The following is a 23,740-nucleotide window of genomic DNA, read 5'->3' as shown; positions in this document are numbered from 1 at the left end:
CGAATAACCGCGTGCGGTTATCCGCCGTGGCGGAGGCCGGGTGCCGCGCCGGAGAACCTCGTTGCCCTCAGGAGGGCAGGGCGTCGCCCTGGCGGCGGCGATCGCGTTCGCCGACCCAGTAGGCGATCAGCTCGCGCAATTGCGACAGCTCCACCGGCTTGGCCATGTGCCCGTCCATGCCGACCAGCCGCGCGCGTTCCTTGTGCTCGCTGAGGATGTGCGCGGTGAGCGCCACCACCGGGGTATGCGGGCGCTGTTCGTGGGCTTCCCAGGCGCGGAGCTGCTCGGTGGCGGAGAAGCCGTCCAGAACCGGCATCTCGCAGTCCATCAGCACCAGGTCGTACTGGGTCGCCTTCATCGCGCTGAGCGCCTCCTGGCCGTTGCTGGCGGTGTCCGGCTGCAGGTTGAGCTTGTTCAACATGCCGCGGATGACCTTGGTGGAGATGCTGTTGTCCTCGGCGACGAGGATCCGGAAATCGCTCGGCAGGCTCGGCGCCTGCGCTTCCTTGGCCGGTTGCAGGTAGTTGGTGACGCCGCTGACGCCGCGCTGGGCGAGTTCGTCGGCGAGGGTCGCCTTCAGCGTGTAGCCGGCCACCGGCTTGGCCAGGATGCGCTTGATCCCGGCGTTGCGGGCGATGATCTTGCTCGGCGCGTTGCTGATCCCGGTGAGCATGATCAGCAGGATGTCGTGGTTGAGGTTGGGGTCTTCCTTGATCTTCGCCGCCAGTTGCATGCCGGTCATGCCGGGCATGTCCTGGTCGAGCAGGACCACGTCGAAGTACTCGCGCAGGTGCGCCTTGGTGCGCAACTGGGCCAGCGCCTCCTTGCCGGACGACACCGCGCTGACGTTCAGGCCCCAGCCGCTGCACTGCTGCACCAGCACCTTGCGGCAGGTTTCGTTGTCGTCCACCACCAGCAGCCGGGCGCCCTGCAGCGGGCCGTCGAGGTCGGCGGTGGGGTTCTCCAGCTGCTGCGGGTCGAGCGGCAGGGTCAGCGACAGGGTGGTGCCCTGGCTGCTGCCGGACTGGATGCCGAACTCCCCGCCCATCAGCCGCACCAGTTGGCGGGCGATGATCAGGCCGAGGTGGCTGCCGAGCTTGCTGGCGGAAAGGAAGTCGCCGCTGTGCAGCTCGGCGGTGAGCAGCGCCTCGCGCTCCTTGGCGTCGAACGGGTGGCCGCTGTCCTGCACGGCGATGCGCAGGCGTGGCGTCTCGCCCTGGTCGTCGAGGGCCACCACCAGCAGGATCTCGCCTTCCTCGGTCTGTTTGAACGCGTTGTCCAGCAGGCTCAGGACCACCTGGCGCAGGCGCGTCGGATCGCCGCCGATGACCCGCGGCACCTGCGGCTGGGTGAAGCTGATCAGCTCGATGCGCTGCTGCTCGGCCTTGACCCGGAAGATATCCAGGCAGTCCTCGATCAACGCGTTGAGGTCGAACTGCACTTCGTCCAGCTCGATCTGCCCGGACTCCAGCTTGGAGATGTCGAGTATCTCGTTGATCAGCGTGAGCAGCTCGTTGCCGGCGCTGTGGATGGTCTGCACGTAGTCGCGCTGCTTCGCCGACAACGGGGTGCCGAGGAGCAGTTCGGTCATGCCCAGCACGCCGTTCATGGGCGTGCGGATCTCGTGGCTGATCTTGGCCAGGAACTCGGCCTTGGTCTGCAATTCCGCGGTGTGCGCTGCCTCGCTGGTGCGCTGTTGCAGGTTGAGCTGCTGGATCAGCCGCTGGCGTTCGGTGAGCGAGACGCTCAGGACCAGCCCGGCGAGGGTGGCGAAGCTGAACACGCCGAGCACCAGCCAGCCCGGATCGAGTTGCTTGGTGCCGAACAGTACCGGCAGGAACACCATGAAGCCGGCGTTGAACACGATCATCCCGGCAACGATCAGGCGCGCCGGCTGGTAGCCGCGATACCAGTGCCAGGCCGCGATCAGCGGGACGCTGAGCGAACTGAGGATCACCAGCAGGTAGATCAGCCAACTGAACCAGAGTTGCTGGGTGAAGGCGATGATCGCGCCGACCGCCAGGATCAACAGCGCCTCGCCTTGCAGGAGGCGGTTCAGGCGGCTTTCCGCAGTGCCGCGGAAGAAGCTGCAGGCGAACCACAGCAGGCTCACCGCGGCGCCGAGGGCGCCGAGGTCGGCGGTCAGCGACTGGTTGAACTTGAGTCCCGGCAGCCAGAACGCCACCAGCCCCAGGTTCGCCGCGGCGCAGACCGCCAGCGCCGCGTGCACCGCCGCCAGCCACAGGCTGCTGGCGCTGCGCGAGTAGGCGAAGCGGATCAGGTTGTACATCAGCAGCAGGAGCATGCCGCCGAGCAGCATGCCGAAGGCGTAGGCGGGCTTCTCCAGGCCGACCAGGCCGGCTTCGTCGATCTGGTCGAACCAGGCCATCAGCGGATGGTTGGAGGTCATCCGCACGTACAGGGTCATCGGCTTGCCGTCGACCGGCAGCGAGAACAGGTAGGAGCGCGAGGGCAGCGGGCGCTCCTGGAACGGTCGCGACTCGCCGGTGTGCTGGTCCCGCACCAGTTGGCCGTCCTGCACCAGGTAGTAGTCCAGGTACTGCACCCGCGGGGCGAAGATCCACAGCCAGCTCGGCACCTTCTGCGCGGGAAGCTGGACCTGCAGCCAGACCGCCTGGGGGCTGGCGGGGAAGATGAAGGAGCGCTTGGCCAGCGGGCGGAACTGCTCCTTGCGCTGGAGGACGTCGGCGATCCGCAGTTGCGCGCTCTCGTCGCGCAGCAGGCGCCAGTTCTGGTTGACGCTGGGGGTGGTGGCGGTGGTTTGCAGGGGAACGCTGGAAACGCCGGCGTCGTCCGCGACCGCCGGCGACATCGGACCGAGCAGAAGCAGCAGGAAGCTGACGAGTAGTCCTATGGCGATCCGAAGCCGTACCACGGCGAAGTCCCTTCGAAGGTGAATGGCCGGATTATAGCCAAGTGGCCGTGGCAACGGCATAGGCCGCGGAAGCGCCGTGCGGCGCCCGCGGCTTCGGGCCCGGTCAGGACTCGCCGCGCTCGCGGGCGATGGCACGGTAGCCGATGTCCTTGCGGTAGAAGCAGCCGTTCCAGCGGATCTTCTCGGCCAGGCGATAGGCCTGTTGCTGGGCGGCGGACACGCTCTCGCCGATGGCGGTGGCACAGAGCACGCGGCCGCCGGAGGTGACCACCTGGCCATCCTTCAGCGCGGTGCCGGCGTGGAACACCTTGCCGTCCAGCGCGGCGGCCTCGGCCAGGCCTTCGATGACCTCGCCCTTGGCGTAGTCGCCCGGATAGCCGCCGGCGGCCAGTACCACGCCCACGGTCGGACGCGGGTCCCAGGTCGCCTCGACCTTGTCCAGCGCCTTGGCCAGGGCGGCCTCGACCAGCAGGACCAGGGAGGACTCCAGGCGGACCATGATCGGCTGGGTTTCCGGATCGCCGAAGCGGCAGTTGAATTCGATGACCTTGGGCGCGCCGCTCTTGTCGATCATCAGGCCGGCATAGAGGAAGCCGGTATAGACGTTGCCTTCCTCGGCCATGCCGCGCACGGTCGGGTAGATCACTTCGTCCAGCACCCGCTGGTGGACCTCGGCGGTGACCACCGGGGCCGGCGAGTAGGCGCCCATGCCGCCGGTGTTCGGCCCGCTGTCGCCATCGCCGACGCGCTTGTGGTCCTGGCTGGTGGCCATCGGCAGCACGTTCTGGCCGTCGACCATGACGATGAAGCTGGCCTCCTCGCCATCGAGGAACTCCTCGATCACCACGCGCGAGCCGGCGTCGCCGAAGGCATTGCCGGCGAGCATGTCGCGCACGGCGGCTTCGGCTTCGTCCAGGTTCATGGCGACGATCACGCCCTTGCCCGCGGCCAGGCCATCGGCCTTGATGACGATGGGCGCGCCCTGCTCGTGCAGGTAGGCCAGGGCCGGCTCGACCTCGGTGAAGTTGCGATAGGCGGCGGTGGGGATCCGGTGGCGGGCGAGGAAGTCCTTGGTGAAGGCCTTCGAGCCTTCCAGCTGGGCGGCGCCGGCGGTCGGGCCGAAGATATCCAGGCCGCGCTCACGGAACAGGTCGACCACGCCTGCCACCAGCGGCGCCTCGGGACCGACGATGGTCAACTGGACGTTCTTCGCGGCGAAGTCGGCCAGTTGCTCCAGGGCCAGCACGTCGATGGCGACGTTCTCGCACTTGGCTTCGGTGGCGGTGCCGGCGTTGCCCGGGGCGACGAAGACCTTCGCCACGCGCGGGTCCTGGGCGACTTTCCAGGCCAGGGCATGTTCACGACCGCCGCTGCCGATGATGAGTACGTTCATGGGGTTCTCCTGGCGCAACGGCGGGTAACGCGCCGCGTTATCCGCCCTGCGTGAAATTCGTGGGTAGGGCGGCTGGCCGCATCGCGCTCAGCCGCCGTGATACTCAATGGCGGAAATGGCGCATGCCAGTGAACACCATCGCGATATCCGCCTCGTCGGCCGCCGCGATCACTTCGTTGTCGCGCATCGAGCCGCCCGGCTGGATCACCGCGGTGATGCCGGCCTTGGCCGCGTTGTCGATGCCGTCGCGGAACGGGAAGAAGGCGTCGGAAGCCATCACCGCGCCTTTCACTTCCAGGCCGGCGTGCTCGGCCTTGATCGCGGCGATCCGTGCGGAGTTGACCCGGCTCATCTGGCCGGCGCCGACGCCGACGGTCTGGCGGTTCCTGGCGTAGACGATGGCGTTGGACTTGACGAACTTGGCCACCTTCCAGGCGAAGATCAGGTCGTGGATCTCCTGCTCGGTGGGCGCGCGGCGAGTGACGATCTTCAGGTCCTCGGCCTTGATCATGCCGATGTCGCGGCTCTGTACCAGCAGGCCGCCGTTGACCCGCTTGAAGTCCCAGCCCGGGGCGCGCTCGGCTGGCCATTCGCCGCATTCGAGCAGGCGTACGTTGGCCTTGGCGGCGACCACCTCGCGGGCGGCGGCGGAAATCTTCGGCGCGATGATCACCTCGACGAACTGGCGCTCGACGATGGCCTTGGCGGTTTCGCCGTCCAGCTCGCGGTTGAAGGCGATGATGCCGCCGAACGCCGATTCGCTATCGGTGGCGTAGGCCAGGTCGTAGGCCTTGCGGATGCCGCCTTCGTCTTCCGGCACCACGGCGACGCCGCAGGGGTTGGCATGCTTGACGATCACGCAGGCCGGCTTGAGGAAGCTCTTCACGCATTCCAGGGCGGCGTCGGTGTCGGCGACGTTGTTGAACGACAGTTCCTTGCCCTGCAACTGGATGGCGGTGGAGACGCTGGCCTCGCCCTTCTTCGCCTCGACGTAGAACGCCGCGCTCTGGTGCGGGTTCTCGCCGTAGCGCATTTCCTGGGCCTTGACGAACTGACTGTTGAAGGTGCGCGGGAAGGCGCCGCGGTCGGCGGTGCCTAGGGTATCGCGGGTCTGGTCGATGGTACCCAGGTAGTTGGCGATCATGCCGTCGTAGGCGGAGGTGTGCTCGAACGCCTTGAGGGCCAGGTCGAAACGCTGGGCGTAGGTCAGGCCGCCGGCCTTGAGGGATTCGATCACGGCGGCGTAGTCGCCGGCATTGACCACGATGGCGACATCCTTGTGGTTCTTCGCCGCCGAACGGACCATGGTCGGCCCGCCGATATCGATGTTCTCGATGGCGGTAGGCAGGTCGCAGTCGGGCCTGGCCACCGTGGCCTCGAAGGGATACAGGTTGACCGCCACCAGGTCGATCGGCTTGATGCCGTGCTGCTCCATGACCGCGCCGTCCAGGTCGCGGCGACCGAGGATACCGCCATGCACCTTCGGGTGCAGGGTCTTCACCCGACCGTCCATCATTTCCGGGAAGCCGGTGTAGTCGGCCACTTCCACGGCAGAGATGCCGTTGTCCCGGAGCAGCTTGTAGGTGCCGCCGGTGGAAAGGATTTCCACGCCGAGGGCGACCAGCTCACGGGCGAAGTCGACGACGCCGGTCTTGTCGGAAACGCTGATCAGCGCGCGGCGGATGGGCAGGCGGGTGGTTTGGTCGGTCATTGCAAGGGTCCTGAGGGCTGGCTTCCGGCCGCGGGTGCCGGCCGGGACGCGCGCCCTTGGCCGGAGCCCGCCGCCGCTCTTAAAGAAGATCGTATTGCTTGAGTTTCTTGCGCAGGGTCCCGCGGTTCAGGCCGAGTAGCTCGGAGGCCTTGGTCTGGTTCCCCTTGACGTGGTTCATGACGGTTTCCAGCAGCGGCGCTTCGACTTCGCAGAGCACCATGTTGTAAACGTCCGTGACCGGCTGCCCTTCGAGGTGGGCGAAGTAGTTGTGCAATGCCTTCTCCACGCTGTCGCGCAGGGTCTGCCCTTCTTGCGTCGGCGTGGTGAGGTGCTGTTTCAGGTTGGCGTTGTCGCTCACGGGCGTTGTTCCACTCACTAAAGTCTCGGTCGTCATCGTTGTCATGCGGCCACCCCTGTTCCGTTGTTCTGGCGCTCGGCGAAGAACTGCCTGACGCTGGCGCACTGCGCATCCGTGTCCTGCAAACGATTGAACTGGGCGCGGAATTCCCTTGCGCCCGGCAGAGTCGCGAGATACCACCCCACATGCTTGCGGGCGATCCGCACACCCATTTCTTCCCCATAAAAAAGGTGCAGCTCCGCGAGGTGTTCGAGCAGGATGCTCTGCACTTCGGGAAGCGGCGCCGCCGGCAGGTGCTCGCCGGTCCGCAGGTAATGGTCGATCTCGCGGAAAATCCACGGTCTTCCCTGGGCGGCCCGACCGATCAGCAGGGCATCCACCCCGGTCTGCTCGATGACTTTCCTGGCCTTTTCCGGCGAATCGATGTCGCCATTGGCGAACACCGGTATCGACACGGCCTGCTTGATCGCCGCGATGGTCTCGTACTCCGCCTCCCCGGTGTACAGGTCGGCGCGGGTCCGGCCATGCACCGCAAGAGCCTGGATCCCCGCCTGTTCGGCGAGCTTCGCGACGGTGACGCCGTTACGGTTGTCCCGGTCCCAGCCGGTCCGGATCTTCAGGGTGACCGGTACGTCGACCGCCCTGACCACGGCATCGAGGATCTCGGCGACCAGCGCCTCGTCCCGCAGCAGGGCGGACCCCGCTGCCTTGTTGCATACCTTCTTCGCCGGGCAGCCCATGTTGATGTCGATGATCTGCGCACCGAGTTCCACATTGCGCTGCGCGGCCTCGGCCAGCATGGCCGGATCGCCACCGGCGATCTGCACCGAGCGCGGCTCGTCCTCGCCATCGTGGATCAGGCGCAGGCGCGACTTGCGGCTGTTCCACAGGCGGACGTCGCTGGTCACCATCTCCGATACCACCATCCCGGCGCCAAGGCGACGGCAAAGCTGACGGAACGGACGATCGGTCACCCCGGCCATCGGCGCGAGGATCAGTCTGTTGGGCAGTGTATATGGGCCGATGCGTACCACCGACATGGGGCTTCCCTGTCTTGCGGTGCTGCGAAAAAAGGGAGGGCATGATACCCGCTCTGGATGACCGGATAAAGGCTGTTTTGGATAAATTCTGAACAGCCGATTCCTTAGTTCTTACAGTTGGAAGACGAGCGGCACTTGCGCCTGGCGCTCCGCGCGAGCGGGTGGGCGTAGCGGCCCGGCGGCGACCGGCGAGGGCTTTCCGGTCACTCCGGGGAATGGAAGCTCAGGCTGTAGTTCACCGCCTTCGGACCCGGGTCGAGGATGTCCAGCGACACGTGGATCGGTACCTGCGGTGGCATTTCCGTTCGTCCGGCCAGCTCGCCGCCGAGGTACTCGCCGGGCTTGAAGCGGCGATTGGCGATGAGGTGGCCGTTGAGGTCGGCGAAGCGCAGTTCCAGCAGCGGGAACGGCTGCGAGAAGCTGGCGCGGTTGTAGATGATCGCGTCGACCACCAGCGCGCCGCTGAATTCGGGATGGCTGCGGACCACCAGGTTGCTGCTCCTGATCTGCTCCACGTCGACCTTGGAGGGAAGGGTGCAGCCGATTTCCGGGCAGAGCTGGGCGAACCAGGGGCGATAGGCGTCCTGGCGCGCCAGTTCGTCGAAATGGTAGGCGATGTACTGAGCGGCGAGACCGCCCAGCGCCAGCAGGATCAGCAGCAGCCAGCCGAGACGCCGCGGCCATTGGCGCCGGGGCTTCTCCCAGGCCAGTTGCAGCGGCTCGTCGCGCAACTGGTCGAGACTCTCGACCGGCGCCTCGTCCGGTTTGCGGGCGCTGCCCAGGGGCGCGACGGACTGTTCCTCGGCGCTTTCCTCGTCGTCTTCATCCAGGGCGCTCAGGCCGTGGCGGCGCTTGCCGAGGCTGGGCTCGTCGTCATCGTCGTCATCGAGGCTGAGGCGAAGTTCCGGCGGATCCTCGGCGCGGCGCAGCGGCACGAAGGATACCCGCTCTTCCGCCAGCGGTTCGCCGAGGCTCGGTTCCTGGCGCGGATTGCCGCGCGCCGGCTGGGCCGGTTCGGCATCGGCGATCAGCGCCTCGGCCCAGCGTTCGTCATGTGGATCGCGTTCGTCGTCGCGGCGCGCCAGCAGGCTCTCCGCCGGTCGCGGGGCCTTCTCGATGCTGGAGAATTCCTGGTTCAGCTCGAATTCGTCGAGCTTGGCCAGTTCCTCGTCGAGGTTGAGGCTGTCCAGGTCGAGGTCGTCATGGATCCACAGGGTTTCGTCGCGCGGGCGCGCTGCCGGGGGCGCGGCCGAGGTGGCGGCCGCGACGCTGGGCGCGGGTGGCGGAGCGGCGGCCGGCTTCGCTTCGGCTGCCGAAGGAGCGTTCGCGCGCGGCGCGCCACCGACCTGGTGTTGCAGGGCGTTGAAGACTTTCAGGCAGGTGCCGCAGCGGACCGCGCCATTGGCGGCGCCCAGTTGCGCGTCGTTGACGCGGAAACTGGTGCTGCAATGGGGACATTGGGTGATGACGCTTTCGCTCATGCGGCGATCCGTAGGGAAAATCCGGCGGCTAGTCTACCCCAAGCTTCTTGCACGAAGGCAGTGGGGCGGGATCAGTGGTGGCTGGCGGCGCGCCATCAATCGGCGCGGCGGCGGCCGCTGATGCGGATCCAGCCTTCGCGCTCGGCGGTCGGGTCGAGATCGAAGTGTGCGGAGTAGGCCTCGCGGACCTCCGCGGCCTGCTCGGCGAGGATGCCGGACAACGCCAGCAGGCCGCCGGGACGTACCAGGCCGGTCAGTTGCGGGGCGAGGGAAACCAGCGGGCCGGCGAGGATATTGGCGACCAGCACGTCGGCCTGTCGCTGCGGCAGGTCCGCCGGCAGGTAGACAGGGAACCGCGCGGGCTCGATACCGTTGCGCGAGGCATTGTCGCGCGAGGCTTCCAGGGCCTGTGGATCGATGTCGGTGCCGACCGCCCGTTCGGCGCCGAGCAGCAGCGCGGCGATGGCGAGGATTCCCGAGCCGCAGCCGAAGTCGAGCACCTGCCGGCCGGCCAGTTCCTGGCCGTCGAGCCATTCCAGGCACAGCGCGGTGGTCGGGTGGGTGCCGGTGCCGAAGGCCAGGCCCGGATCGAGCAGCAGGTTGACCGCGTCCGGCTCGGGGGCGGCGTGCCAGCTCGGCACGATCCACAGGCGGCGGCCGAAACGCATCGGCTGGAAGTTGTCCATCCAGCTGCGTTCCCAATCCTGGTCGGCGATTTCCTCGACGTGGTGCTCGGGCAGGTCGCCGCCGGTAAGCAAGGCGAGGTGGGCGAGCAGGGCGGTCTCGTCGGTGTCCGCTTCGAACAGCGCCAGCAGGTGGGTGCGCGACCACAGCGGGGTGGTGCCGAGGTCCGGCTCGAAGATCGGCTGGTCTTCGGCGTCCATGAAGGTCACGGAGACGGCGCCGACTTCGAGCAGGGCGTCTTCGTAGGTTTCGGCCTGTTCCGGGGTGATGGCCAGGCGAACTTGTAACCAGGGCATGGGGCGACCTCTGTTGCGGCTGTAAACGAAACGGGCCGCCCAGGGGCGACCCGTTTTCCACCGCGCAAGCTTACTTGAGGCTAGCCGGCGCTGCCACTCTCTGCCGTGGCCTCGCCGCGCAGTTGCGCCAGGCCGCGATTGGCCAGGTGGCAGGTACCGCCGCCGAGCACCGCCGGCAGCAGCAGGTTGAGCAGCGGCACCAGCGCCAGGAGCAGTATCAGCAGGCCGAACAGCAACAGGCTGCCGCGGCGAGCACGAAGCACGGCGAGCTGCTCGCCGGCATCGGCCAGCCCGGCCAGCGTGGCGGGCAGCAGGAAGCGGATGTTCAGGTAGGCCAGCGCCAGCAGCAGGAGTACACCGTTGTAGAGCGGAACCAGCAGGCCGACCAGGATCGATCCGGAAACGCCCAGCCAGGGTGCCAGGCGGAAGCCGGCGGCACGCCACAGCGAGATCCTTTCGCCGGAGGCAGGTGCCAGTCGCGGGTAGCGTTGGCGGACCTGTTCCTTCAGTTGTCCGAGCAGGCCGATGGTAGGCCCAGGCGGATGCCGAAGACGATGCTGGCGGCGTACAGGGCGACGAAGAACAGCGCGGCATAGCCGACGAAATAGAACGCCAGTTGCGCCAGTCCCGCCAGGCCGTTGAAGGCCGCCAGCGGATCGAAGTACGGGCCACCGCTGCCGGCCTCGATCAGCGAGCCGCTGGGGATCAGGGCGAAGTTGGCCACGCTGAATGCCGTGTACAGCGCGGCCCAGCCGCAGAGGCGGATGATCGGTTCGAAGAAATGCACGAACAGCCAGGTGCACAGCACGCTGACGAGAATGCACAGGCTCGCGGAGCGGAAGAGTGCGGCGGGTTGCAGGCTTTCCCTGAAACCCAAGGCGAAGCAGGTCGCGGCCTCGGTCGCGGCGGCCAGCGATTGGCGGTACCAGCGGCGGATGCGTTCCATGCAGGAGTCCGGTGGTGGAGGGGCGACGAGGATAGCACCGTTGGGGCGGCCGGCAGGCGGAAACGACAAGGGCCGCCCGGAGGCAGCCCTTGTGCGCAGCGACTGACGGATCAGTGCTTGTCCATACCCAGTTTCTTCTCCAGGTAATGGATGTTCACCCCGCCCTTGCAGAAGGCGGCGTCGCGCACCAGGTCCTTGTGCAGTTCGGTATTGGTCTTGATACCGTCGACGATCAACTCGTCCAGGGCATTGCGCATCCGCGCCAGCGCCTCGTCGCGGTCGGCACCGTAGGTGATGACCTTGCCGACCAGCGAGTCGTAGTTCGGCGGTACGCTGTAGCCGCTGTAGAGGTGCGAGTCGACGCGCACGCCGTTGCCGCCGGGGGCGTGGAAGTGCTTGACCTTGCCCGGGCTGGGCATGAAGGTCTTCGGGTCTTCGGCGTTGATCCGGCACTCCAGCGCATGGCCGCGGATGACCACGTCCTCCTGGCGGATCGAGAGCTTCTCGCCGGAGGCGATGCGCAGCATCTCCTTGACGATGTCGACACCGGTGACCATCTCAGATACCGGGTGCTCCACCTGCACGCGAGTGTTCATCTCGATGAAGTAGAAGCGGCCGTTCTCGTAGAGGAACTCGAAGGTGCCGGCGCCGCGGTAGCCAATCTCGATGCAGGCCTGGACGCAGCGGGCGAAGACTTCCTGACGGGCCTTCTCGTCGATGCCGGGGGCCGGCGCCTCTTCGATCACCTTCTGGTGGCGGCGCTGCAGGGAGCAGTCGCGGTCGCCGAGGTGGATGGCGTTGCCCTGGCCGTCGGAAAGCACCTGGACTTCCACGTGGCGCGGGTTGGTCAGGAACTTCTCCAGGTAGACCATCGGGTTGCCGAACGCCGCGCCGGCCTCGGTGCGGGTCAGCTTGGCCGACTTGATCAGCTCGGATTCGTCGTAGACCACGCGCATGCCGCGCCCGCCGCCGCCGCCGGCGGCCTTGATGATCACCGGGTAGCCGACCTCGCGGGCGATCGCCAGGGCGGTTTCTTCATCTTCCGGCAGCGGGCCGTCGGAGCCCGGCACGGTGGGGACGCCGGCGCGCTTCATGGCGTCCTTGGCCGAGACCTTGTCGCCCATCAGGCGGATCACCTCGGCGGTCGGGCCGACGAAGGTGAAGCCGGAGCGTTCGATCTGCTCGGCGAAGTCGGCGTTCTCGGCGAGGAAGCCGTAGCCGGGGTGGATCGCGGTGGCGCCGGTGACCTCGGCCGCGGCGATGATCGCCGGGATCTGCAGGTACGACTGGGTGGCCGGGGCCGGACCGATGCACACCGATTCGTCGGCGAGCGACAGGTGCATCAACTCGCGGTCGGCGGTGGAGTGTACCGCCACCGTCTTGATCCCCAGCTCCTTGCATGCGCGAAGGATGCGCAAGGCGATTTCGCCGCGGTTGGCGATCAGCACTTTTTCCAACATCGCAGGTTCCCCGCGGCTTAGACGATGGTGAACAGCGGCTGGTCGAACTCAACCGGCTGGCCGTTCTCCACCAGGATCGACTCGATGGTGCCGCTAACTTCGGCTTCGATGTGGTTCATCATCTTCATGGCTTCGACGATGCACAGGATGTCGCCTTTCTTCACGCTCTGGCCGACTTCGACGAAGTTGGCCGAGGTCGGCGAGGCGGCGCGGTAGAAGGTGCCGACCATCGGCGAGCGAACCACGTTGCCGTTCAGCTTCGGCGCGGCCGGGGCGCTTTCCGCGGCAGCGGCGGCCGGAGCGGCGGCTGCCGGCGCCGGCGCGGCGACCGGAGCGGCGAAGGCCGGAGCCTGTGCGTACACCGGCTGGGCGGCGGTCTTGCTGTGGCGGCTGATGCGTACCGACTCTTCGCCTTCGCGGATTTCCAGCTCGTCGATACCGGACTCTTCCAGCAGCTCGATCAGTTTCTTGACTTTACGAATGTCCATTAGCGCTAGCACTCCCAGTGAGGTCAGGGGCGTTGAAGTTGTTCAAGGGCGGATTCCAGGGCCAGGCGGTAGCCTGTGGCGCCGAGACCGCAGATCACCCCTACCGCCACGTCGGAGAAGTAGGAGTGATGCCGGAAAGGTTCACGTTTGTGCACGTTCGACAGGTGCACTTCGATGAATGGGATGCTCACCGCAAGCAGCGCGTCACGTAACGCGACGCTGGTATGGGTGAATGCCGCCGGATTGATGATGATGAAGTCCACGCCTTCGTCGCGCGCGGCATGGATCCGGTCGATCAGTTCGTATTCGGCGTTGCTTTGCAGATGCAGCAGGTGGTGGCCGGCTTCGCGGGCGCGGCGCTCGAGGTCCTGGTTGATCTGCCCGAGGGTGGTCGAACCGTAGGTGCCGGGCTCGCGGGTGCCCAGCAGGTTCAGATTCGGCCCGTGCAATACGAGGAGGGTCGCCATTGTCTTGTTGATTGTCCTGTACAGGCTGCAAACGGCAAGCGGGCACTATGCCGGAATTTCCGTATGACTGTCCAGTCACTGTTAGATTGCAGTAGATCGCCGCATGTTGACCGGCAATTGCGGCAGAAGTATGTCAGCGCATGTCACTGCCGGGTAGCGGCCCGGCGCAGTCGTTCGGCGAGCCCGGCGGCGTCGATCTCTCCGATGACGCGCAAGTCGCTCCATTCGTCACCGCCCGGGGCGAAGAACAGGATCGCCGGCGGACCGAACAGGTTGTAGCGGTCCAGCAGGCCGCGCTGGGCCGGGTTGCTTTCGGTGATGTCGAAGCGCAGCAGGCGGTAGGCCGGCAGTCGTGCCTGCACCATGGGATCGGTGAGAACCTGGCGCTCGATGACCTTGCAACTGATGCACCAGTCCGCATACCAGTCCAGCAGCACCGGCTTGCCGGCCTGACGTGCCTCGGCCAGGGCGGCGTCCAACTGCGCCGGGGTGGTCAGGTTCTGCCATTCGCCGGGCGTGCTCGGCGGCCCGGCATGGATCGACGGCACCGAGCGGCCCAGCGGATGGATCGGGTCCGACTCGCCCTGCAGGGCGCCGATCCAGGCGGCCACCGCGTAGGTCAGGAACATCAGGCCAAGCAGTTGCAGCAGGCGGCGTGCGGCGCTCTTCGGGGTGAATTCGAGGGCGCCCAGGGCCAGGCCGGCGCCGCCGGCGAGCATGCCCCAGAGCATCAGCGCCACCGGGCCGGACACCACCCGCTCCAGCAGCCACACGGCGACCGCCAGCAACAGCACGCCGAAGGCGTTGCGCACGCCGTTCATCCAGGCTCCGCTCTTGGGCAGCAGGGCGCCGCCGCCGGCGCCGAACACCACCAGCGGCGTACCCATGCCCAGGCCGAGGGCGAACAGTTGCAGGCCGCCCCCCCAGGCATCGCCGCTGGCGCTGATATAGAGCAGCGAGGCGGCCAGCGGGGCGGAGACGCAGGGCGAGACCAGCAGGCTGGAAAGCACGCCGAGGGTGGCGGCGCCGAGGATCGAGCCGCCGCGCGCATCGCCGGCCAGGCGGTCGAGCGGTTCGCGGATGAAGCCGGGCAGGCGCAGCTCGAAGAAGCCGAACATGGCCACGGCGAACAGCGCGAAGAACGCCGCGAATGGCACCAGTACCCAGGGCGACTGCAATTGCGCCTGGAGATTGAGGCTGGCGCCGAACATGCCCATCAGCGCGCCGAGCAGGGCGAAGCAGAGCGCCATCGGCAGCACGTAGGCGAGCGACAGGACGAAGCCGCGACCACCGCCCGGCCGGCCGCGCAGGACCACTCCGGAGAGGATCGGCAGCATCGGCAGCACGCAGGGGGTGAAGGTCAGGGTCAGGCCGGCGAGGAAGAAGAACAGCAGGCTGCGCTTGCCCTTGTGCTCGAGCGGGCCCTTGCCGGCCGCGTCGCTCGCGGCTGGCGGCGCGGCACCGCCGTCGATGTCGAAGCGCCTGGTTTCCGGGGGGTAGCAGAGGCCCTTGTCGGCGCAGCCCTGGTACGTCACCACGAGGGTATAGGGCTGCCGGGCCGGGTTGTTCAGGGGAATCTCCAGGTCGACGATGTTGTAGTAGACCTCGGTATCGCCGAAGTACTCGTCGTGGTGCTGCTTGCCCGCCGGCAGCTGCACCTGGCCGAGGCTGACCTGGGCTGGCTCGACCTTGAACTGGAAGCGGTGGCGGTAGAGGTAGTAGCCCTCGGCGTTGACGAAGCGCAGCAGCACGTGCTGCGCGTCGCTGCGCTCGACGCTGGGCTTGAACGCCTGGTCGACCTTGAGGAAGTCGCCGCCATCGAGGCCGCCGCCGAGGGAGGCGCCGGGACGGCTGTCGAACAGGCCCGCGCCGGCGGGCAGGGCGACCAGCAGGAGGATCAGGGTCAGCAGGCGGCGCATGGATATCTCGTCGGATCAAAAGCCGGAATGATAGCGGAAAGCCGGGCCCGATCGAGCCCCGTGCGGCTGATCAGGTCCTGCCCCGGTTCCGCTGAGCGGTATCCGACCGGTCCGAAGCCAGACGGTTCCCCTGGCGCCTTGCGGCACGTCGCCGCAGGGTCACAGGCGGAAGGCCTGCACCGTGGTGCGCAGGTCGCCGCCCAGTTGCCGCAGTTGCTCGCCCTGTTCGCGGCTATGGCCGATCAGCCGCAGGTTTTCCCCGCCCAGGGCGTGGATGCGTTCGCTGTGCGAGCGAATCTCGCCGACCGCCTGGCTCTGCTGGGTCGAGCCTTCGGCGATGCGTTCGGCCATCACGCCGATGGTATGGATCGCGGCGACCACTTCGTCCAGTGCGCCCTCCGCCGCGCCGGCCTGTTCGGCGGTGCGTTCGGCATGCTCGACCTGGCTGCGCATGGCCTCCACCGATTGCCGCGCGGCCTGTTGCAGGCGGCCGATGAGCTGCTGGATCTCCTCGGTGGCGCCGGCGGTGCGCTGGGCCAGCGAGCGGACTTCCTCGGCGACCACGGCGAAGCCACGGCCCTGGTCGCCGGCGCGGGCGGCCTCGATGGCGGCATTGAGGGCGAGCAGGTTGGTCTGTTCGGCGATCGAGCGGATCACCGTCAGCACGCTGCCAATGGTCGCCGACTCCTCGGCCAGGCGCTCGATCGACTGGGCGTTGCCCTGCACCTCGTCGACCAGCTCGCGCAGGCCGCCCAGGCTCTCGCCGATCACCCGCTGGCCGTGCTCCACTGCCTGGCCTGCGCTGCGACTGGCGTCGGCGGTCTGGCTGGCGTCTCCGGCGACCTGCTGGATCGCCGCTTCCATGTCGCCGAGGGCGTCGCGGATCTGCCCGGTATCGCCGGCCTGGCGCTCGACCCCGGCATGCAGGCCGCTGCTGACCTCGGCCAGGGTCTGGCTGCTGCCGGCGACCTGTTCGGCGCGGCGGTGGATCGCGCCGACCAGCTCGGCGAGGAAGCTGCGCAGGCGGTTCAGCGAATCTTCCAGGTTGCGCAGGTCCTCGGTGCGGGTACGGAGGGATATGGGGCGCGAGAAGTCGCCGTCGGCCCAGGCCGAGAGCGCCGGCACCAGTTGCCCGAGGACCCGCGCCAGGCGTCTTTGCAGGCTGTCGATGGCGAGGGCGATGAGCAGGATCAGGGCGATCATCCCACCCTGGATCAGGCGTACCTGGCCTTGCAGGCGCTGGCGTTCGCCGCGCACCTGCGGTTCCAGGGTGGCCAGGGCCTGGCGCACCGCGTCCAGTCTGGCGCCGGTGTCGGCGGACAGTTGCTGGCGACGCTCGATCAGGTCGCGGGTGCGGCGTAACTCGTCCGGATAGCGTTGCAGCAGGCTGGCGAGTTCGCGCCGCAGCGCCACGCCGCGGTCTTCGGCATTGCCGGCGCCAGCCTCGGCGTCGCCGGCCAGCCCCATCATGGCGGCGAAGTCGTCGCTGGCCGAGCGTTGCTCGTCGAGCACGCCGAGCAGCGGCAAGGCCCCGATCCGCCCGGCCTGCTCGCGCAGGTTGGCCAATTCGCGCTCGACGTCGCCGGCCAGGGCCGGGTTGGCGCTTTCCACCAGCTTGGCGCGGGCCAGGCTGAGGCGGGTCAGGTGCAGGCTGGCGAGCAGCAGCGGGGTGCGGTAGGCGCCGGCCTGGGGCTGCCCCGCCGCGGCGTCCAGGTAGGCGGACCATTGTTCCAGGTTGCCGGTGAGGTCGCGCTCGGCCTGTAGCAGCAGGCCCTGCGGGTCGCCGGCGAGCTTGCCGGCGGCGAGCAGGTCGCCGGCGCTGAATTCGCGCAACTCCGCGAGGCTTGGCGCGAGGGTCCGGGCGAGGTCCGGCGGTAGCTCCGGCAAGGCCTCGGCGAGGCTTTCCAGGGCTTGCAGCGCGGCCTGCTGGCGCACGGCGTCGCCGCTGCCGAGGTACTGGCGGATGTTGCGCGCGACCTGTTCGTCGAAGCGCTGCGACAGCTCCAGGTACTGGTCGAGCAACTGGAAGGGCCGCTCCATGGCGCGTTGCGACCACCACAGGGTGATTCCCAGGGCGAGGCAGACGGTGAGCAGGAGCAGGGTGTTGAGGTTGGTGAGTTGCTTGAGGCGCATGGCGAGTCTCGTCCGACTACGGAACGGCGAGATCGCAGGTTATTTCCGTTCGGTTACCGGCTGATGACAAAAGGCCATTATCGAGCGTCGGGACGATATACTTCGATCCGGTTGCGCCCGCCGTGCTTGGCCCGGTACAGCGCTTCGTCGGCCTGCTTGGCCATGCTCTTGATATCGAGGTCCGGGGTCAGCTCGGCGATGCCGCAACTGAAGGTGCAGCGCAGGTCGGTCGGTTGCGCCGGGTAGTGGATCTCGGCGAAGCGCTGGCGAATCTCGTCGAGCACCAGGCGCGCGGCGTCCAGGTCGGTGTCCGGAAGGACCACGGCGAACTCTTCGCCGCCATAGCGGCCGATGTGGTCGGTCTTGCGCAGGCGTTGCTTGAGGAACAGCGCCAGGCCCTTGATCACCCGGTCGCCCATGGGGTGGCCGAAACGGTCGTTGACCTGCTTGAAGTGGTCGATGTCGAGCATCGCGAAGCTCAGCGGACGGCCATCGCGACGTGCGCGCAGACGGGCGTCCTCGAGCAGTTGCAGGGTATGGGTGTGGTTGTACAGGCCGGTCAGGCTGTCGCGCACCATCCGCGCCTTCAGGCTGCGCGCGCGGCTGGCGCGGGTGCGCACGGTGGCGATCAGGTGGCGCGGGCGGATCGGCTTGGTGAGGAAGTCGTCGCCGCCTTCGCTCATGGCGTCCAGCTGCTTGTCCAGGTCGTCCTCGGCGGACAGGTAGATGATCGGCACGCTGACGTGGCGCTCGTGCTGGCGGATCACCTTGGCCAATTCGGTGCCCAGGCATTCGGGCATGTACATGTCGAGGATGATCAGGTCGGGCTGGAAGTCGCTCAGCTCGGCCATCACCGACAGTGGCTCGGTGAGTGCGCGGGTGATGATCCCGGCGCTGTTGAGGACCATCTCGGTGTGCAGCGCCTGGGCCCGGGAGTCGTCGACGATCAGTACCCGGTAGGGCTCGTAGAAGCTCAGGCGGCTGAGGGTCTCGATCTTTTCCAGCACGCTGGAGGCGTCCAGGGTGCCGGTGAAGAATTCCTGGCCGCCGGCACGGGCCGCGGCCAGGCGGGTCGGTGTGTCGGTCTCGCTGTCGCTGAAGAACAGCACCGGCAGCTTGTGTTCGAGGCCGGCCTGGGCCTCGCTGGCCAGTCGCAGGCCCATGTCGGGGCCGGCGAAATCGACTTCCATGACGATCGCCGCCGGGTAGCGTTCGCGCATGCTGGCGCGGAAGGCGTCGGCGGTCTCGCAGCTCAGCGCCTGCAGACCGAAGAATTCCAGTTGCTGGGCCAGGCGCTCGGCGCGTTCGCGGTCCTTCAGTGCCAGGTAGACCGGTTTGCGCAACGGCGGCAGGACGGTGTGCTCGAGCTGGTCGCCATGCCGCAGGCCGGTGCGCGACAGGCGCTGCATCAACTGGTTGAGTTCGCTGATCGACTCGCTGGAAAGCCGGCCGCGGTTGGCCTCGACGACGTCCAGGGTACGGTCGATGGCACCGGCCAACTGGGCATGCTCGGCTTGCTCGAAGCGTTCGGCGTAGCGCTGCAGGCGCAGGGTGGCGTCGGCCAGTTCTTCCATGCCGTCGCTGTTCCACTCCGCGCGGGTCAGGCGTTGCCAGACCTCCAGAACCTGGCGCGCCTGGTTGATCACTCGCTGGGCGAAGTGGTGCTTCAGGCGGTCCAGGGTCGGGTCATCGTGCTCGGTCATCATGACGCGCTTCTTTCGTGGTCTTCGCGGCAGAGCGTCGCCGCGAATGATGGCTCTATGCTATCACCTATCGCCATGAAAGCCAGCGGCCGTTGGGCGGCTGACGAGAGGAGCCTTTTCTTTTCCAAATGTCATCCCCACCTGTTGGTGGGTGCCTTTGTGCGACGGACTACGGCATGCTTATGCCTGTTTCGGAAAATTCTCACTGAGCATTCCGGCACAAAACCGGCTTCCACTACGCTGAAAGCCGACGATGCCGAGGTTTTCGGCGTCCTGGAAGGGTTGACGCTTGGCACGGAACGCGTTCGCCATGGTCCAATCCCCCATCTATCGAGCTGTTTTAAGGACCCTTGCCATGCTGGACTGGAAGAAGCGTCGTGGGACCATGCGCGATCGCGTGGACAATTCCGTGGATGATGTGCGTACCTACTTCGGCGGCCCCTGGCTGGTGCGCGTGGTGGGAGGCCTGCTGGGCATCTACCTGCTGGTGGCGATGCTGGTCGGCTGGTACTGGAGCCAGGAACCCGACCTGTTCCCCGTGCAGCAGGACGCCCAGGCCGCCGCCGAGCGCGCCGGGCGGCAGATGGTCACCGGCTACACCACGGTGGAGACCCTCAAGGAAGTGGTCGACACCCTGCTGACCAAGCCGGGCGGCTACATCTCCAACGACATCTTCCCGCCGGGCATCTGGATGGACAACATGCCCAGCTGGGAGTATGGCGTGCTGGTCCAGGTGCGCGACATCAGCCGGGCGCTGCGCAAGGATTTCGCCCGTTCGCAGTCGCAGTCCACCGAGGACGCCGACCTGGCTCGCGCCGAGCCGCGCTTCAACTTCGACAACAAGAGCTGGGCGCTGCCGGCGTCCGAGTCGGAGTACCAGGAAGGCATCAAGTCGCTGGACCGCTACCTGGCCCGCCTGTCCGACCCGAACCAGCCCAACGCGCAGTTCTATGCCCGCGCCGACAACCTGAACAACTGGCTGGGCGACGTCGCCACCCGCCTGGGCTCGCTGTCCCAGCGCCTGTCGGCGAGTGTCGGCCGGGTCAAGCTGAACACCAACATCAAGAACCCCGAAGAGGTACAGCCGGGCGAGGCGCCCAAGGTCGAGGAAGTGGTCCAGGAAACCCCCTGGCTGCAGATCGACAACGTCTTCTACGAGGCCCGTGGCCAGGCCTGGGCGCTGTCGCACCTGCTGCGCGCCATCGAGGTCGACTTCGCCGACGTGCTGGCGAAGAAGAACGCCACGGTCAGCGTGCGGCAGATCATCCGCGAGCTGGAGGCCGCGCAGGAGCCGCTGTGGAGCCCGATGGTGCTGAACGGCAGCGGCTACGGCATCCTGGCCAACCACTCGCTGGTGATGGCCAACTACATTTCCCGCGCCAACGCCGCGGTGATCGACCTGCGCCAGCTGCTTTCCCAGGGCTGACCCATGGCCGCGCCGATCAGCGCCGAAGAGGTGGCCCACCGGGCCGCCTCCGACGCCGAACTCATCGCCTGGGTCGACGAGCAGGACCGCCCGCTCGGTAGCTTGCCGCGCGCGGAGCTGCGCGAGCGCGGGCTGATCGGTCGCGGCACCTTCATCCTGCTGTTCAACTCCGCCGGCGAGCTGTGCGTGCAGCGCCGGACCCTGAGCAAGGCGGTCTATCCGGGGTACTGGGACCTCGCCGCCGGCGGCATGGTCCAGGCCGGCGAGCCCTACGCCGACTCCGCCGCCCGCGAACTGGAGGAAGAGCTGGGAATCCGCGACGCGGTCCTGCGCGAACATGGCCGCTTCTTCTTCGACGAACCGGGCAACCGGCTCTGGTGCGCGGTGTTTTCCGCCGTCTCCGATGCGCCCTTGCGCCTGCAGGCGGAGGAAATCTCCGAGGCCCGCTTCATCCGTCCCGAACTGGCGCTGGAGGAGGCTCGCAGCTTGCCGTACTGCCCCGATTCCCTGCAGGCGTTGCGCCTGTACCTGGACGCCTGAGCCGCGGATGTCGCCATTTCACCGATCAATGGCGCATTTTCGCTCTTAGCATTTGCTCGCAATGCTGCTAAATTGCGCGACCTTTTCGGGCGGTCCCCATGCCGCCCCTGCGCAGCCCCTGCCTGAGTGGGGCGTCGCGGTCGGCTCCCGCCGGCCATCGTTGTTGACCTGGCCCGTCGAGGCCATTCTGGGGGAAACGCCCGGTGGTCAAAAAAGCTTCGTCCCTGTCCGCCCTCGGCGGGCTGGTGTATTCCACGGATGGCGGCCGGCATTGCCCGGACTGCCAGCAACCCAAAGACGCCTGCATCTGCGGGCAGGCCGTAGCGCCTGTCGGCGACGGGATCGCGCGCGTGCGCCGCGAGACCAAGGGCCGCGGCGGCAAGACGGTGACCACCATCAGTGGCCTGCCGCTCGCCGGCGATGCGCTCAAGGAGCTGGCCAGCGCGCTGAAGCGGCGCTGCGGCACCGGCGGCAGTCTCAAGGACGGCGTGGTGGAGATCCAGGGCGAGCATGTCGAACTGCTGATCGACGAACTCCTCAAGCGCGGTTTCAAGGCGAAGAAGTCCGGCGGCTGACCGCGTTCTCCCCTGCAGAGAGCGGGCAGGTCCGGCACCGCGAGGCCGCGCCAGCCCTTTCCCTAGATGGGAGACTGCGGATACCCGCATGAGCGGATTTCCTCGGCTTTCCTAAACTACCGCCCAGTGTGGCGGTCAACACGGCAACGTCACATCCTCCGGCTAGCCTCCACCACAGGCGTGCCGGCCCAGGGCCATCCGGAGATCCCGGCGCCCGCCCGACCCCGAACATTGAGGAGATCACCGCGCATGGCCGCTCGACGGACTCGCAAAGACGATGGCAGCAACTGGACCGTGGCCGACAGCCGCGGCGTATACGGCATCCGCCACTGGGGTGCGGGTTATTTCGCCATCAACGATGGCGGCAATGTCGAAGTGCGTCCGCAGGGTGCCGACTCGACGCCCATCGATCTCTACGAGCTGGTCGGCCAGCTGCGCGAGGCGGGCCTGAGCCTGCCGCTGCTGGTGCGCTTCCCGGATATTTTGCAGGACCGCGTGCGCAAGCTCACCGGCGCCTTCGACGCGAACATCGAGCGCCTCGAATACCAGAGCCGCTATACCGCGCTGTATCCGATCAAGGTCAACCAGCAGGAAGCGGTGGTGGAGAACATCATCGCCACCGAGAACGTCTCCATCGGCCTGGAGGCAGGCTCCAAGCCGGAACTCATGGCGGTGCTGGCGCTGGCCCCGAAGGGCGGCACCATCGTCTGCAACGGCTACAAGGACCGCGAGTTCATCAAGCTGGCGCTGATGGGGCAGAAGCTCGGGCACAACGTGTTCATCGTGATCGAGAAGGAATCCGAGGTGCAGCTGGTGATCGAGGAGGCCGCCAACGTCGGCGTGCAGCCCCAGGTCGGCCTGCGCGTGCGGCTGTCCTCGCTGGCTTCGTCGAAGTGGGCAGATACCGGTGGCGAGAAGGCCAAGTTCGGCCTTTCCGCCGCCCAGCTGCTGTCGGTGGTCGAGCGCTTCCGCCAGGCCGGTCTCGACCAGGGCGTGCGCCTGCTGCATTTCCACATGGGCTCGCAGATCGCCAACCTGGCCGACTACCAGCACGGCTTCAAGGAAGCCATCCGCTACTACGGCGAGCTGCGCGCGCTCGGCCTGCCGGTGGATCACATCGACGTTGGCGGCGGCCTCGGCGTCGACTACGACGGCACCCATTCGCGCAACGCCAGCTCGATCAACTACGACATCGATGACTATGCCGGCGTGGTGGTCGGCATGCTCAAGGAGTTCTGCGACGCCCAGGGCCTGCCGCATCCGCACATCTTCTCGGAGAGCGGCCGGGCGCTGACCGCGCACCATGCGGTGCTGATCACCCAGGTCACCGACGTCGAGCGGCACAACGACGACGTGCCGAAGATCGTCGATCTCGACGAGCAGCCGGAGATCGTCCGCTGGCTGGCCGAACTGCTCGGCCCGACCGATGCCGAGATGGTCACCGAGACCTACTGGCGCGCCACCCACTACATCGGCGACGCCGCCGCGCAGTATGCCGACGGCAAGATCAGCCTGGCGCAGAAAGCCCTCGCCGAGCAGTGCTACTTCGCTATCTGCCGGCGCCTGCACAACCAGCTCAAGGCCCGCCAGCGCTCCCACCGGCAGGTCCTCGACGAACTCAACGACAAGCTCGCCGACAAGTACATCTGCAACTTCTCGGTGTTCCAGAGCCTGCCGGATACCTGGGCCATCGGCCAGGTGCTGCCGATCCTGCCGCTGCACCGCCTGGGCGAGGAGCCGGATCGGCGCGCGGTACTGCAGGACCTGACCTGCGACTCCGACGGCAAGATCACCCAGTACGTCGACGAGCAGAGCATCGAGACCAGCCTGCCGGTGCACGAGGTGAAGGAGGGCGAGGACTACCTGATCGGGGTATTCCTGGTCGGCGCCTACCAGGAGATCCTCGGCGACATGCACAACCTGTTCGGCGACACCGACTCGGTGAACGTCTACCAGCGCGCAGACGGCGGCATCTATCACGCCGGCATTGAGACCCACGACACCATCGAGGACATGCTGCGCTACGTGCACCTGTCGCCGGAGGAACTGATGACCCTCTACCGCGACAAGGTCGCCGGGGCCAAGCTCACCGCCCGCGAGCGCAACCAGTACCTGGATGCGCTGCGCCTGGGGCTGACCCGCTCGGCGTACCTGTCCTGACTGGCTAGCCCGTCGGCGACGGGAAGCGAACCAGGCAATGGCCGGCGGGCGCGAGGCGCCCGCC

19 protein-coding genes are annotated in these 23,740 nt (G+C 67.4%); 4 read left to right on the top strand and 15 right to left on the bottom strand.

The genetic code is table 11. The annotated features are described in order from the left end of the window. Window positions 1-67 precede the first annotated feature (67 nt). The 15 genes from retS to gcbA all read right to left on the bottom strand — a co-directional run bounded on the left by retS (window position 68) and on the right by gcbA (window position 18,978). Entirely contained in the window at window positions 68-2,896 is a 2,829-nt protein-coding gene (gene retS, locus HMPREF2716_RS07150; protein ID WP_003095412.1) for a hybrid sensor histidine kinase/response regulator RetS, read from the bottom strand. Window positions 2,897-2,999: 103 nt separating this feature from the next. Continuing rightward, window positions 3,000-4,289 carry a phosphoribosylamine--glycine ligase gene (purD, locus tag HMPREF2716_RS07145; protein WP_003105150.1) on the bottom strand — a complete coding sequence of 430 codons (1,290 nt, stop codon included), beginning with the start codon at window positions 4,287-4,289 and terminating at the stop codon, window positions 3,000-3,002. A gap of 103 nt (window positions 4,290-4,392) precedes the next feature. Then, a complete protein-coding gene (gene purH, locus HMPREF2716_RS07140) occupies window positions 4,393-6,000 on the bottom strand; it encodes a bifunctional phosphoribosylaminoimidazolecarboxamide formyltransferase/IMP cyclohydrolase (protein WP_003105151.1) in 1,608 nt (535 codons plus the stop codon). 79 nt (window positions 6,001-6,079) lie between these two features. After that, window positions 6,080-6,403, bottom strand: a complete 324-nt coding sequence (gene fis / locus HMPREF2716_RS07135) for a DNA-binding transcriptional regulator Fis (RefSeq protein ID WP_003121116.1) — start codon at window positions 6,401-6,403, stop codon at window positions 6,080-6,082. Then, window positions 6,400-7,398, bottom strand: coding sequence for a tRNA dihydrouridine synthase DusB (dusB, locus tag HMPREF2716_RS07130; RefSeq protein ID WP_003095402.1), 999 nt, complete (start codon window positions 7,396-7,398; stop codon window positions 6,400-6,402). Before dusB ends, fis begins: the two co-directional genes overlap by 4 nt. 203 nt (window positions 7,399-7,601) lie before the next feature. Continuing rightward, a complete protein-coding gene (locus HMPREF2716_RS07125; protein ID WP_003161322.1) occupies window positions 7,602-8,879 on the bottom strand; it encodes a DUF3426 domain-containing protein in 1,278 nt (425 codons plus the stop codon). Window positions 8,880-8,974: 95 nt separating this feature from the next. Next, window positions 8,975-9,859: a 50S ribosomal protein L11 methyltransferase gene (gene prmA / locus HMPREF2716_RS07120; RefSeq protein WP_016253952.1), complete on the bottom strand. Its 885-nt coding sequence runs from the start codon at window positions 9,857-9,859 to the stop codon at window positions 8,975-8,977. An 80-nt stretch (window positions 9,860-9,939) separates the two neighbouring features. Then, window positions 9,940-10,248, bottom strand: a complete 309-nt coding sequence (locus HMPREF2716_RS29790) for an EI24 domain-containing protein (RefSeq protein WP_323177860.1) — start codon at window positions 10,246-10,248, stop codon at window positions 9,940-9,942. Window positions 10,249-10,364: 116 nt separating this feature from the next. Further along, complete coding sequence (locus tag HMPREF2716_RS29785) at window positions 10,365-10,805, bottom strand: hypothetical protein (protein WP_016253950.1); 441 nt, start codon at window positions 10,803-10,805, stop codon at window positions 10,365-10,367. 110 nt (window positions 10,806-10,915) lie between these two features. Then, window positions 10,916-12,265: an acetyl-CoA carboxylase biotin carboxylase subunit gene (gene accC, locus HMPREF2716_RS07110; RefSeq protein WP_003095391.1), complete on the bottom strand. Its 1,350-nt coding sequence runs from the start codon at window positions 12,263-12,265 to the stop codon at window positions 10,916-10,918. 17 nt (window positions 12,266-12,282) lie between these two features. Then, on the bottom strand, window positions 12,283-12,753 hold the full coding sequence (accB, locus tag HMPREF2716_RS07105; RefSeq protein WP_003110495.1) for an acetyl-CoA carboxylase biotin carboxyl carrier protein: 471 nt from the start codon (window positions 12,751-12,753) through the stop codon (window positions 12,283-12,285). Between the two features lie 23 nt (window positions 12,754-12,776). Continuing rightward, the gene (gene aroQ / locus HMPREF2716_RS07100) at window positions 12,777-13,220 is read right to left on the bottom strand and encodes a type II 3-dehydroquinate dehydratase (protein ID WP_003095385.1); all 444 of its coding nucleotides are present in this window, start codon (window positions 13,218-13,220) and stop codon (window positions 12,777-12,779) included. A gap of 143 nt (window positions 13,221-13,363) precedes the next feature. Further along, entirely contained in the window at window positions 13,364-15,139 is a 1,776-nt protein-coding gene (locus tag HMPREF2716_RS07095; protein WP_043492155.1) for a protein-disulfide reductase DsbD, read from the bottom strand. Window positions 15,140-15,298: 159 nt separating this feature from the next. Beyond that, window positions 15,299-17,272: a methyl-accepting chemotaxis protein CtpL gene (gene ctpL, locus HMPREF2716_RS07090; protein WP_070621846.1), complete on the bottom strand. Its 1,974-nt coding sequence runs from the start codon at window positions 17,270-17,272 to the stop codon at window positions 15,299-15,301. A gap of 77 nt (window positions 17,273-17,349) precedes the next feature. Next, on the bottom strand, window positions 17,350-18,978 hold the full coding sequence (gene gcbA / locus HMPREF2716_RS07085; RefSeq protein ID WP_003106227.1) for a diguanylate cyclase GcbA: 1,629 nt from the start codon (window positions 18,976-18,978) through the stop codon (window positions 17,350-17,352). A 352-nt stretch (window positions 18,979-19,330) separates the two neighbouring features. On the opposite strand from gcbA, the gene HMPREF2716_RS07080 reads away from it, so the two are divergent. From HMPREF2716_RS07080 to speA, 4 genes are all read left to right on the top strand, one after another. Further along, window positions 19,331-20,401, top strand: coding sequence for a DUF2333 family protein (locus HMPREF2716_RS07080; protein WP_003106226.1), 1,071 nt, complete (start codon window positions 19,331-19,333; stop codon window positions 20,399-20,401). A 3-nt stretch (window positions 20,402-20,404) separates the two neighbouring features. Further along, on the top strand, window positions 20,405-20,941 hold the full coding sequence (locus HMPREF2716_RS07075) for an NUDIX hydrolase (RefSeq protein ID WP_003095369.1): 537 nt from the start codon (window positions 20,405-20,407) through the stop codon (window positions 20,939-20,941). Window positions 20,942-21,144: 203 nt separating this feature from the next. After that, window positions 21,145-21,516: a translation initiation factor Sui1 gene (locus HMPREF2716_RS07070; RefSeq protein ID WP_003106225.1), complete on the top strand. Its 372-nt coding sequence runs from the start codon at window positions 21,145-21,147 to the stop codon at window positions 21,514-21,516. A gap of 249 nt (window positions 21,517-21,765) precedes the next feature. Continuing rightward, window positions 21,766-23,676 (top strand): arginine decarboxylase, encoded by a 1,911-nt coding sequence (gene speA, locus HMPREF2716_RS07065; protein WP_003095365.1) that lies wholly within the window; start codon window positions 21,766-21,768, stop codon window positions 23,674-23,676. Window positions 23,677-23,740: the final 64 nt, after the last annotated feature.

Origin of the sequence: Pseudomonas sp. HMSC076A11 (genome assembly GCF_001810205.1) — a bacterium.
In the GTDB taxonomy this organism is placed as follows: Bacteria; Pseudomonadota; Gammaproteobacteria; order Pseudomonadales; family Pseudomonadaceae; genus Pseudomonas; species Pseudomonas aeruginosa.
The sequence above is the reverse complement of the archived record's forward strand: the minus strand, read 5'-3'. Positions and strand labels throughout refer to the sequence as shown.

Bases quoted from the DNA above. Each gene is read 5' to 3' on its own strand.
- HMPREF2716_RS07080 (WP_003106226.1), top strand. From the start codon at position 19,331: ATGCTGGACTGGAAGAAGCGTCGTGGGACCATGCGCGATCGCGTGGAC.
- gcbA (WP_003106227.1), bottom strand. From the start codon at position 18,978: ATGATGACCGAGCACGATGACCCGACCCTGGACCGCCTGAAGCACCAC.
- HMPREF2716_RS07095 (WP_043492155.1), bottom strand. From the start codon at position 15,139: ATGCGCCGCCTGCTGACCCTGATCCTCCTGCTGGTCGCCCTGCCCGCC.
- ctpL (WP_070621846.1), bottom strand. From the start codon at position 17,272: ATGCGCCTCAAGCAACTCACCAACCTCAACACCCTGCTCCTGCTCACC.
- speA (WP_003095365.1), top strand. From the start codon at position 21,766: ATGGCCGCTCGACGGACTCGCAAAGACGATGGCAGCAACTGGACCGTG.
- fis (WP_003121116.1), bottom strand. From the start codon at position 6,403: ATGACAACGATGACGACCGAGACTTTAGTGAGTGGAACAACGCCCGTG.
- purH (WP_003105151.1), bottom strand. From the start codon at position 6,000: ATGACCGACCAAACCACCCGCCTGCCCATCCGCCGCGCGCTGATCAGC.
- HMPREF2716_RS07125 (WP_003161322.1), bottom strand. From the start codon at position 8,879: ATGAGCGAAAGCGTCATCACCCAATGTCCCCATTGCAGCACCAGTTTC.
- prmA (WP_016253952.1), bottom strand. From the start codon at position 9,859: ATGCCCTGGTTACAAGTTCGCCTGGCCATCACCCCGGAACAGGCCGAA.
- accC (WP_003095391.1), bottom strand. From the start codon at position 12,265: ATGTTGGAAAAAGTGCTGATCGCCAACCGCGGCGAAATCGCCTTGCGC.
- HMPREF2716_RS07075 (WP_003095369.1), top strand. From the start codon at position 20,405: ATGGCCGCGCCGATCAGCGCCGAAGAGGTGGCCCACCGGGCCGCCTCC.
- dusB (WP_003095402.1), bottom strand. From the start codon at position 7,398: ATGTCGGTGGTACGCATCGGCCCATATACACTGCCCAACAGACTGATC.
- HMPREF2716_RS29785 (WP_016253950.1), bottom strand. From the start codon at position 10,805: ATGGAACGCATCCGCCGCTGGTACCGCCAATCGCTGGCCGCCGCGACC.
- purD (WP_003105150.1), bottom strand. From the start codon at position 4,289: ATGAACGTACTCATCATCGGCAGCGGCGGTCGTGAACATGCCCTGGCC.
- aroQ (WP_003095385.1), bottom strand. From the start codon at position 13,220: ATGGCGACCCTCCTCGTATTGCACGGGCCGAATCTGAACCTGCTGGGC.
- accB (WP_003110495.1), bottom strand. From the start codon at position 12,753: ATGGACATTCGTAAAGTCAAGAAACTGATCGAGCTGCTGGAAGAGTCC.